At 69.4% G+C, this 9,542-nt stretch carries 10 protein-coding genes; 6 read left to right on the forward strand and 4 right to left on the reverse strand.

The genetic code is table 11. The features are described from left to right. Window positions 1–519 precede the first annotated feature (519 nt). The gene (locus BHU06_RS19585) at window positions 520–1,428 is read right to left on the reverse strand and encodes a LysR family transcriptional regulator (RefSeq protein ID WP_070400902.1); all 909 of its coding nucleotides are present in this window, start codon (window positions 1,426–1,428) and stop codon (window positions 520–522) included. Between the two features lie 110 nt (window positions 1,429–1,538). Between BHU06_RS19585 and BHU06_RS19590 the strand changes: the two genes are divergently transcribed. The 3 genes from BHU06_RS19590 to BHU06_RS19600 all read left to right on the forward strand — a co-directional run bounded on the left by BHU06_RS19590 (window position 1,539) and on the right by BHU06_RS19600 (window position 5,758). Beyond that, a complete protein-coding gene (locus BHU06_RS19590; protein WP_070400903.1) occupies window positions 1,539–3,659 on the forward strand; it encodes an indolepyruvate ferredoxin oxidoreductase subunit alpha in 2,121 nt (706 codons plus the stop codon). Window positions 3,660–3,718: 59 nt separating this feature from the next. Further along, window positions 3,719–5,203 (forward strand): indolepyruvate oxidoreductase subunit beta family protein, encoded by a 1,485-nt coding sequence (locus tag BHU06_RS19595; RefSeq protein WP_070400904.1) that lies wholly within the window; start codon window positions 3,719–3,721, stop codon window positions 5,201–5,203. A gap of 87 nt (window positions 5,204–5,290) precedes the next feature. Then, on the forward strand, window positions 5,291–5,758 hold the full coding sequence (locus tag BHU06_RS19600) for a GNAT family N-acetyltransferase (RefSeq protein WP_070400905.1): 468 nt from the start codon (window positions 5,291–5,293) through the stop codon (window positions 5,756–5,758). Window positions 5,759–5,812: 54 nt separating this feature from the next. Here BHU06_RS19600 and BHU06_RS19605 read toward each other — a convergent pair whose 3' ends face one another. Further along, window positions 5,813–6,430 carry a LysE family translocator gene (locus BHU06_RS19605; protein ID WP_070400906.1) on the reverse strand — a complete coding sequence of 206 codons (618 nt, stop codon included), beginning with the start codon at window positions 6,428–6,430 and terminating at the stop codon, window positions 5,813–5,815. 26 nt (window positions 6,431–6,456) lie between these two features. Beyond that, the gene (locus BHU06_RS19610; RefSeq protein ID WP_070400907.1) at window positions 6,457–6,777 is read right to left on the reverse strand and encodes an antibiotic biosynthesis monooxygenase; all 321 of its coding nucleotides are present in this window, start codon (window positions 6,775–6,777) and stop codon (window positions 6,457–6,459) included. Between the two features lie 68 nt (window positions 6,778–6,845). Here BHU06_RS19610 and BHU06_RS19615 point away from each other — a divergent pair, with 68 nt between their 5' ends. The 3 genes from BHU06_RS19615 (at window position 6,846) to BHU06_RS19625 (ending at window position 8,752) form a co-directional block, all read left to right on the forward strand. Further along, the gene (locus tag BHU06_RS19615; protein ID WP_070400916.1) at window positions 6,846–7,499 is read left to right on the forward strand and encodes a lysoplasmalogenase; all 654 of its coding nucleotides are present in this window, start codon (window positions 6,846–6,848) and stop codon (window positions 7,497–7,499) included. Window positions 7,500–7,553: 54 nt separating this feature from the next. Continuing rightward, window positions 7,554–8,096, forward strand: coding sequence for an MOSC domain-containing protein (locus tag BHU06_RS19620; protein WP_070400908.1), 543 nt, complete (start codon window positions 7,554–7,556; stop codon window positions 8,094–8,096). 227 nt (window positions 8,097–8,323) lie between these two features. Beyond that, window positions 8,324–8,752 carry a hypothetical protein gene (locus BHU06_RS19625; RefSeq protein ID WP_070400909.1) on the forward strand — a complete coding sequence of 143 codons (429 nt, stop codon included), beginning with the start codon at window positions 8,324–8,326 and terminating at the stop codon, window positions 8,750–8,752. 301 nt (window positions 8,753–9,053) lie between these two features. Here the strand turns inward: BHU06_RS19625 and BHU06_RS22635 are convergent, their stop codons facing one another. Beyond that, window positions 9,054–9,416 (reverse strand): hypothetical protein, encoded by a 363-nt coding sequence (locus BHU06_RS22635; protein ID WP_175442892.1) that lies wholly within the window; start codon window positions 9,414–9,416, stop codon window positions 9,054–9,056. Window positions 9,417–9,542: the final 126 nt, after the last annotated feature.

The following is a 9,542-nucleotide window of genomic DNA, read 5'->3' on the forward strand; positions in this document are numbered from 1 at the left end:
CCGCGGCGGAACTCGCTGCGTGGGCTTTGCCCACTCCGCTCAAACAGCCGCCGCCAGTCGGTTCACGAAGCGCGCTGCGCGCGCGGGCCACTCACCCTGCGCTCCTCGCCTGCGCATAGGCGCCCGCCGCAGCGCACCCCGGGCCCTCGGCCAGCGACGTGACTGGCAAACGAAAGGGGAAGAAGGAGGAAGGAAGAGGAAAGCGGACATGCGCTTCCCTTGCAGGCGAACCCAGGTACCACCCGTCAGGGGTGGGCCCAGGGCCTTGGCGGCGCCTATGCGGTGCCGAGAAGCGCAGGGACTGCGGCGGCGCGCGCAGCGCGCTTGGTGAACTGACTCGCGGCGGCTGTCCGAGCGAAGCGCCTGGAGGGCGCGCAGCGAGTTCCGCCGCGCGCCGCTGGCGCGAGCATCGCAGGGGACCCCTCGCGCAGCGAGGGGCGCCGCATCGAAGCCGCCGAGGCCCTGGGCCCACCCCTGACACGCCCACCCAGGCGACGAACCAGCGCAATCCAAGCCCTCTCAGAGCCCGCTCAGGTCCCGCATCACCTCCTCGCGCAGCCAGCGGTGCGCGGGCGCGGCGTCCTGGCGGGCGTGCCAGTGCAGCCGCACCTCGAAACCCGCGATGGGCACCGGCAGCTCCACGGTGCGCAGCCGGCGCTCGCGCGCGTAGAGCTGGGCCACGCGCGAAGGCAGCACCACCACCAGGTCGCTGTCTTCCAGCAGGCTGGGCAGCACCGAGAACTGCGGCACCAGCGCCACCACATTGCGCTGCACGCCGCGCTCGGCCAGCGCGCCGTCGACCAGCGCATGGCCCGAGGCCGGCGAACTCACCATCACATGGCGCGCGCGGCTGAAGGTCTCCAGGTCGATGGACTCGCCCACGCCGGGGTAGTTGTCCGCCATCAGGCAGACGTAGCGCTCATGGAACAGCAGCTGATTGCGCGAGTGCGTGTGCAGGCTGGGCAGGTTGCCGATGGCCAGGTCCAGGGTGCCGCGCGCCAGGTCGTCCTGCAGACCGCCGGACAGCTGCACGAACTCCACCTGGATGCGCGGCGCGATGGTCTGGAAACGCCGCAGCAGCGGCGGCGTGAAGAACAGCGAACCGATGTCCGACAGCGCGATGCGAAAACGCCGCGTGGAGCTGAACGGATCGAAGGCCGCGGTCGCGTCCAGCGTGCCCTCGATGGCGTGCAGGGCCACGCTGAGCTGCTCGTACAGCCGCTCGGCCACCGCCGTGGGCACCAGGCCGGCGCTGCCGCGCGAGAACAGCCGGTCGCCATAGACCTCGCGCAGGCGCGCCAGCGAATGGCTGATGGTGGGCTGCGTAAGGCCCAGGCGTTCGGCGGCCTGGGTCACGCTGCGGGTCTCGTAGATGGCAACGAGGGCCCGGATCAGGTTCAGGTCGAAGCGCGTGGGGTGGTGGTCCATCTTGTCCGTCGATATGTAACAAGGATGCCATGGATAGGTCTTCCGCTGGCCGCTCCCTAGCATCCCGGGATTGTCCGGCGCCCGCGCGCCACCCCTGGAGGCATAAAAAAATGGAGCGATCGTTCGCTGCCGAAGTCCGGTCCCTGCGGCTGGGCGCCGGCGAGACCTTTCACGGCGAGGGCATTCTCGCCGTCACCAAGGCCCTGCTGCAGTCGGGCGTCAGCTACATCGGCGGCTACCAGGGCGCGCCCGTGTCGCACCTGATCGACGTGCTGGGCGACGCGCGTGGCCTGCTCGACGAGCTGGGCGTGTACTTCGAGGCCAGCGCCTCCGAGGCCGGCGCCGCCGCCATGCTGGGCGCGTCCATCCACTACCCGGTGCGCGGCGCCGTCACCTGGAAAAGCACGGTGGGCACCAACGTGGCCTCGGACGCGCTGTCCAACCTGGCCTCGGCCGGCGTGACCGGCGGCGCCCTGGTCATCCTGGGCGAGGACTACGGCGAGGGCTCCAGCATCATCCAGGAGCGCACCCACGCCTTCGCCATGAAGTCGCAGATGTGGCTGCTGGACCCGCGCCCCAACCTGGGCTCCATCGTGGACGCGGTGGAGCGCGGCTTCGAGCTGTCCGAGGCCAGCAGCACGCCGGTGCTGCTGCAGCTGCGCATCCGCGCCTGCCACGTGCATGGAAGCTTCGCTTGCAAGGACAACCGCTCGCCGGCAGTGTCCATGCGCCAGCCCATCGAGCAGCCCGCCTACGACTACGGTCGCATCAACCTGCCGCCCTCCATCTACCAGCACGAGCGCCAGAAGGTGGAGCAGCGCTGGCCCGCGGCCCAGCGCTACATCCGCGAGGCCGGCCTGAACGAGCGCTTCGACGGCGACCTGTCCGACGTCGGCCTGATCGTGCCCGGTGGCCTGTACAACGGCGTGATCCGCGGCCTGCAGAGCCTGGGCCTGGCCGACGCCTTCGGCGCCTCGCGCCTGCCGATCTACGTGCTCAACGTGGTCTACCCGCTGGTGCCGGACGAGGTGCTGGACTTCTGCCGCGACAAGCGGTCCGTGCTGCTGGTCGAAGAAGGCCAGCCCAACTACATCGAGGACGCGCTGCACGCCGTGCTGCGCAAGGCCGGCATCGACACCCGCCTGCACGGCAAGGACATCTTCCCCATGGCCGGCGAGTACACCGGCGACGTGATGGTGGAGGCCCTGGCGCGCTTCGTGGAAGCCGCAGCGCCCGCCGGCCTGGCCGCCGCGCCCATCGCCGCCCAGGCCAAGGCGCTGCGCGAGCACAAGGCCCAGGCCAGCCAGGCCATCGGCGCGCCCGTGCCCACGCGCCCGCCGGGCTTTTGCATCGGCTGTCCCGAGCGGCCGGTGTTCTCGGCCATCAAGCAGATGCAGGAGAAGCTGGGCCAGGTGCACGTGAACGCGGACATCGGCTGCCACACCTTCGGCACCCTGCCGCCCTTCAACGTGGGCAGCACGGTGCTGGGCTACGGCCTGGGCCTGGCCAGCTCCTCGGGCGTGGGCCCGCTGCTGCCCAACCGCACCCTCAGCATCATGGGCGACGGCGGCTTCTGGCACAACGGCTTCACCAGCGGCGTGGTGAACGCGGTCTACAACGGCCAGGACTCGGTGCTGGTCATCCTGCAGAACGGCTACACCTCGGCCACGGGCACGCAGGCCATTCCCTCCTCGCCCTCGCAGCCGGCGGCGCGCCCGCTCACGCTGGACATCGAGAAGGCCCTGCACGGCGTGGGCGTGAAATGGATCCGCAAGGTCGGCAGCTACCAGGTGGAGGAAATGCGCGACACGCTGCAGGAGGCCATGTCCACGCCCGAGGGCGGGCTCAAGGTCATCATCGCCGACGGCGAATGCCAGCTGGAGCGCCAGCGCCGCAACAAGCCGCGCGTGGCCGAACAGCTCAAGCGCGGCGAGCGCGTGGTGCGCACGCGCTTCGGCATCGACGAAGACACCTGCACCGGCGACCACTCCTGCATACGCCTGTCGGGCTGCCCCTCGCTCACCATCAAGCCCAACCCCAGCCCGCTGCGCACCGACCCGGTGGCCAGCGTGAACAGCGCCTGCGTGGGCTGCGGCCTGTGCGGCGAGAACGCGCACGCCGCCGTGCTGTGCCCGTCCTTCTACAAAGCCGAGGTGGTGCAGAACCCCACGGCGTTCGAACGTTTCATGGCCCGCGTGCGCGGCGCCCTCATCGACAGGCTGGCGGCATGAGCGCCGCACGGCCGCCCGAAGGCGCTGACAACGCAGCGCGCAACACGGAGAGCAGTCCAATGACACAGGCCCTGTGCATCCTCATCGGCGCCATGGGTGGCGAAGGCGGCGGCGTGCTGTCCGACTGGCTGGTCGACGCCGCCATGCAGGCCGGCTTCCCGGTGCAAAGCACCTCGGTGCCCGGCGTGGCCCAGCGCACCGGCGCCACCACCTACTACGTGGAGATCTTTCCCCAGCGCCGCGCCGAACTCGGCGGGCGCGAGCCCGTGCTCTCGCTCACGCCCACGGCGGGCCAGGTGGACCTGATGGTGGCGTCCGAACTGGTGGAGGCCGGCCGCGCCATCCAGAACGGCTACGTGCACCCGGCCAACACCCTGCTGATCGCCTCCACCCACCGCGAGTACGCGGTGTCCGAGAAGGCCGCCATGGGCGACGGCCGCTTCGACAGCGAGCGCGTGCTGCAGGCGGCGCAGGCCCAGGCCCGCGCCGCCGTGCTGCTGGACATGCGCGCGCTGGCGCAGCAGCACGGCACCGTCATCAACACCGTGCTGTTCGGCGCCATGGCCGGATCGGGCGTGCTGCCCTTCTCGCGCGAGGAGTGCGAGCAGGCCATCGAGCGCTCCGGCAAGTCGGTGCAGGCCAGCCTGCGCGGCTTCGCCGCCGGCTACGAGGCGGCCTCGGGCCGCGTGATGGCCAGCACCCAACTCGCCGAGCGCCTGCAGGGCATCGATCGCCTGCCCGCGCGCGCGCGGGCCTGGCCGGCGGCGCTGCACGAGGTGCTGGCCTCGGGCATCGAACTCACCACCGAGTACCAGGATCCGCGCTACGCCGAGCAGTACCTCGACACCGTCGAACGCCTGCTGGACGCGCAGCGTCGCCTGGGCCAGAGCGACTGGGCCGTGACCCGCGAGGCCGCGCGCTACCTAGCCCTGTGGATGTGCTACGAGGACGTGGTGCGCGTGGCCCAGCTCAAGACCCGGCGCGAGCGCCTGGAGCGCGTGCGCCGCGAGGTGGGCGTCAAAACCGGCGACGCCCTGCGCACCACCGAGTACCTGAAACCCGGCATCGACGAGATCGCCTCGCTGCTGCCGCCCGCGCTGGCCCGTGCGCTGCTGAAGGCCACCGAAGGCCGCTCGTGGCACCGCGGCCTGCTGGTGCGCACCGACACGCTGCGCGGCTTCCTGGTGCTGTGCGCGCTGCGCTCGTTCAAGGTCCTGCGCCGGCGCGGCTTCCGTTACGCCGAGGAACAGGCCGCGATCCGGCGCTGGCTCGACGCCATCGAGCGCCTGCTGCCCGACCCGGCGGCGGCGCTGGAGATCGCCCTGGCCGGCAACCTGGTGAAGGGCTATGGCGAGACCAACCGGCGCGGCCACCGCCACCTCCAGGCCCTGCTCGGCGAAGCGCAGCCCGGGGTCTCCGCGCAGCGCCTGCGCGAGCTCAGGCTCGCCGCCCTGGCGGACCCGCAGGGGCGCCAGCTGTCGGGCGCGCTGGGGCGGCCGGTGGTGGCACAGCCGATCCGCATCGTGCGCCGGCCGCAGGGCTGAGCGCGCGGCCAGATACGGTCGCTGTCATGCGGGTGGGCCTGGTGCCAACATCCGGTGGATCCGCTCTGTTTGTCCTTCCACCGCCCCATGACCATCCATATCCGCTCCGCCCAGACCGGCGACGCCACCACCATCTGCACGGTGATCCGGCGGTCCATCACCGAATGCTGCATCGACGACCACCACGGCGACGCCGGGTTGATGGAGGCTTGGCTGCGCAACAAGACGGTGGCGAACGTTGAAACCTGGCTGCAGGACACCGAAGCCCATTGCATCGTGGGCGACCGGGATGGCGCGACTCAGGGATTCGGCATGTCGCGCGGCGACAAGGTCCTACTTTGCTACGTGACGCCAGAGGCGCGTTTCACGGGCCTCGGCAAGGCACTGTTGCAAGCCCTCGAACGGCACGCCATCGCGCAAGGCCTGTCGACGCTTCGCCTGGAAAGCACTCGAACCGCAGAGGCTTTCTACCGCCGCAACGGCTTTCTGCCGACAGGGCCCGCCGTTCAGGCTTTTGGCTTGCAGGGGCTGCCGATGGCGAAGGAGACGCGTTGATCGTCAGAAGCCGCGAAGGCCCCGCGCCTGCGCTCGAAACGCCCTCTCACGGCCTCAGCCCTCGCGCCGCGCCAGCGCCAGCCAGGCGCCCAGGCCCAGCATGGTGAAACCCGAGGCGCGGGTCATCAGCCGCGCGCGCACGGCGCGCGCGGGGCCCGAGCGAAGCAGGCGGGCGGCCGTGAACACCGCGATCACGTCGACCAAGGTATTGAGCGCGACGCAGACGCTGCCCAGCAGCACCAGCTGCGGCACCAGCGGATCGGCCGGGGCAACGAACTGCGGCAGGAAGGCGAGGAAGAACAGCGCCGTCTTGACGTTCAGCGCCTCCACCACGATGCCTTCGAGCAGCGCGCGGCGCGCCCCTTGCGAGCGCACGGCCTTCACCGCAAACGCCGCCTCCTTTCGCATCAGCAAACGGATGCCCAGGTAAACCAAGTAGGCCGCGCCCAAGTACTTGAGCACCGCGAAGGCCAGCGCCGACTGTGCGATCAGCAGCGACAGGCCCAGCGCGGCGGCCAGCACGTGCAGCAGGCCGCCGATGGCCGTGCCCAAGCAAGAGGCCAGCCCTTCGGAGCGCCCGCCCGCGACCGTGCGCGCGACGACGTAGGCGATGCCGGGGCCAGGGGTGATGGCGAGCACGAGGGCCGCGAGGGCGAAGGCGAGCAGTGACATGGTTTGGCCTTGAAGGAAGGGGCAGGTCAGCGTTGGGCCAGCGGGTGCGGGATGCCGCCGTCGCCATGGGAGCCCACCACCTCGGCGATGACGATGTGGTAGCCCTGCAGCCAGCGCGCCTGCTGGCGCTTGGCGTCGAGGTGGTCGGGGTGCTTCATGAGCGTCTGCAAGGCCTCCATCGTCTCCCAGTAGTACACGTTGGAGAAGAGGCCGTTGGCGGTGTTCTCCCAGACCTCTTCGCCCAGGTAGCCGGGAATGGCGCGGGCCATCTCGGCGATGCGCTGGTCCAGGGCATGGAACTCGTCGTCGAACGCGCGCTTGGCGAAGGTGAAGGTGGACGTGAACATGCGCGCATTGTGCGGCTGACCGGCGGCTAAGCTCGGGCCGCCCTTGGCCCGCCCACCCACGCCCGATGATGAACTCGCCCATTGCACTGACCGCCGCCTGCCTGCTGTTCGTGATCGCCCTGCTGGTGGTGGACCGGCTGCAGTGGCCGCTGGCCCGCGCCTTCACCAAGCTCGGTGCCAGCACCTGCTTCGTGTGGCTCGCCATTGTTTTGGGTGCGATGCAATCGCACTATGGGCAATGGGTGCTGGGCGCGCTGGTGCTCGGATGGCTGGGGGACGCGCTGCTGTTGGGGAAACGCTCGGCCGCTTTCATGGCCGGGCTGGTGGCTTTCCTGCTGTCGCACGGGCTGTACGCCACGGCCTTTGTGAGCGGCCCGCTGAATGGGCCGGCCATGGCGGTGGCGCTGGTCGTGGCCTGCGCCGCCGGCTTCGTGGTGCTGCGCTGGCTGCTGCCGCACACGCCGGCACCGTTCAAGGCGCCGGTGCTGGTTTACGTGGTGGTGATCCTGTCCATGTGCGTCGCGGCGGTGGGGCATGCAGTCGCCACCGGCCGCTGGATCGTGCTGTGGGGGGCGGTGCTGTTCGCGATCTCCGACATCGCGGTGGCACGGGAGCGCTTCGTGCGCCCGTCGCCGGTGAATCACTTGTGGGGATGGCCGACGTACTTTGGGGCGCAGGTGCTGTTGGCGTGGTCGGTCGCGACCACGGCGTCCCTCCACTGACCCACCTCTGCAGCGAAGGACAGTCTCATGACAAGCCATGGCGCCACAACCCCCATGCCCGCCCACGTCACCGCCGTGCACGCACTCAGCGTCCACGCCTTCTCCAAAGAAACCGCGCCGGTCATCACGCTCGTCGCCGGCCTGGGGGTGATGGGTGACGCCCACTGCGGCGTCACCGTGAAGCACCGCTCGCGCGTGGCGCGCGACCCGAGCCAGCCCAACCTGCGGCAGGTGCATCTGCTGCACCGCGAACTGTTCGACGAACTGGCCGCCCAGGGCCTGTGGGTGCGGCCGGGGCAGATGGGCGAGAACATCACCACGACCGGCCTGGACCTGCTGGGCTTGAGCGAAGGCATCGTGCTGCGCATCGGGCCACAGGCGCTGGTGAAGATCACCGGCCTGCGCAACCCTTGCGCGCAAATCGAGCGCTTCATGCCTGGTTTGCTGGCCGCCGTGCTGGACCGCACCGAGCAAGGCGAGCTGGTGCGCAAGGCTGGGGTGATGGGTGTGGTGCTTGAGGCGGGCGAGGTTCGCGCGGGGGATGGCATTGCGCTGGAACAGGTGCCCGCCCACGGCCAGGCGCTGCGTCCGGTCTGAGGGGCCGACACCCGGGCTCTTCCAATGCCCGGGTTGCCCTCCAGGCCCCGTCCGGCCGAAGGACTAGACTCTCGCCAGCCCGCCAACCCAGCCCGCATTCGGCCCGGCGACCACGCCCCATGTGGCACGGCCATTGCCTATCCAACGCCCACGCCACAAGCGCCTGTGCCGCTGGTCCGTGCGCGCACGAACTTCCTCACCCACACCTTGCCCCAGGAGAACCTCTGGTGACCCATCCCGCCAAAGACACCACCAAAATGAGCTCGACCGAACTGCGCGAATTCGCGGAGCGGTTGATGAAACAGGCCGAAGAACAGGCGACGAAGGAATTCGAATCCACGCTCAATTTCCTGTCGGACAAGCTCAGCCTGATGGGCAAGACGAAGAAGGACGCCGTCATCCACCTCATCAAGATGATGAAGTCCCACGAAGCGGAGGAGACGCTGGCCGAGCTGGCGGAAGGCGCGGGCTTCACCAGCCCCCGACGGGCCAAGGAGCGCGGCGATCTGGACAGCGAGGGCCATGCGCCGGAGATCGGGGTGACCTACCAGTTGCCCACGGGTGAGACCTGGAGCCGCAAGAGCAAGGTGGGGGCGACGAAGCGGGAGTTTGCGGCGTTTGCGAAGACGACGACTTGGGCGGCGATGAAGGTTTGAGGGTGGTAAGTGGCTGCTGTGCAGCGGTTGCGGTCGGTCGCAGATGGACGCCCAGCTCACGGTCTCGCGTCAATTGCGGTCATTCGGCCGGCCTGACCTGTGAAGCACGAAAGATGAAAAAGGGTCGGAAGCGGACTTCACGACCAGGCGGATTGACACTCCATCGCTTTCGAAGAGGAGTGCTCCTTCGAACCCGCGCGGACACAATGCGCTACGCCGGCTAAGCGCTACGTCGGCGGCTCTGGCGGCAGCCGCGGAATGGGCCTGCAGACCGCCTCGAACTCCGCCGCTTGCAGCGCCATTAGCGCGCAGATGTCTGCCGAAGGTTGTGCGTGCCCTCGGCCGAAGCAATCGCGCGCAGGTACTCTGCCACTATGTCGGCTTGCGCCGCCATCAAGGAGCGCCACTCCTCGACAAGTGGACCGGCTCGCCTTCGCTGTTTCAGGACTTCCAGCGTACATCCGCCCGCCCGGGTAGCATCCACCGAAATAGGGCGAAGAGGGGCAGTCAAAGCGCCTGTGTGAGCACGGACGTCGCGATCACTCGGTGATGTCAAGTCGGCCGCGCCGCGGTACCGGCGTGCTGCCGTCCTGAACTGCGGCGGCGTGCGGTGCTGCTCCTGCAGTTCCAGCAGGCACAGCGCCATCCAGGTGAGGGTCGGCATGTTGACGATCATTCAAAACTGACCCACCTGTAAGGGGCGCGATCGAGCAAATCTGACCCACGTGTAGACACTGCCCTGCTCAATGTTTGAGCAGGGGAACCAGGAGTGATCAACGTGGGCATGTTG

Origin of the sequence: Hydrogenophaga sp. PML113 (assembly GCF_001777155.1) — a bacterium.
Classification (GTDB): Bacteria; Pseudomonadota; Gammaproteobacteria; order Burkholderiales; family Burkholderiaceae_C; genus Hydrogenophaga; species Hydrogenophaga borbori.

What these genes read in the sequence shown, in the direction of transcription:
- BHU06_RS19615 (WP_070400916.1), top strand. Translation starts at nt 6,846, where the DNA reads ATGAACTCGCCCATTGCACTGACCGCCGCCTGCCTGCTGTTCGTGATC.
- BHU06_RS19610 (WP_070400907.1), bottom strand. Translation starts at nt 6,777, where the DNA reads ATGTTCACGTCCACCTTCACCTTCGCCAAGCGCGCGTTCGACGACGAG.
- BHU06_RS22635 (WP_175442892.1), bottom strand. Translation starts at nt 9,416, where the DNA reads ATGCCGACCCTCACCTGGATGGCGCTGTGCCTGCTGGAACTGCAGGAG.
- BHU06_RS19605 (WP_070400906.1), bottom strand. Translation starts at nt 6,430, where the DNA reads ATGTCACTGCTCGCCTTCGCCCTCGCGGCCCTCGTGCTCGCCATCACC.
- BHU06_RS19590 (WP_070400903.1), top strand. Translation starts at nt 1,539, where the DNA reads ATGGAGCGATCGTTCGCTGCCGAAGTCCGGTCCCTGCGGCTGGGCGCC.
- BHU06_RS19620 (WP_070400908.1), top strand. Translation starts at nt 7,554, where the DNA reads ATGCCCGCCCACGTCACCGCCGTGCACGCACTCAGCGTCCACGCCTTC.
- BHU06_RS19600 (WP_070400905.1), top strand. Translation starts at nt 5,291, where the DNA reads ATGACCATCCATATCCGCTCCGCCCAGACCGGCGACGCCACCACCATC.
- BHU06_RS19595 (WP_070400904.1), top strand. Translation starts at nt 3,719, where the DNA reads ATGACACAGGCCCTGTGCATCCTCATCGGCGCCATGGGTGGCGAAGGC.
- BHU06_RS19585 (WP_070400902.1), bottom strand. Translation starts at nt 1,428, where the DNA reads ATGGACCACCACCCCACGCGCTTCGACCTGAACCTGATCCGGGCCCTC.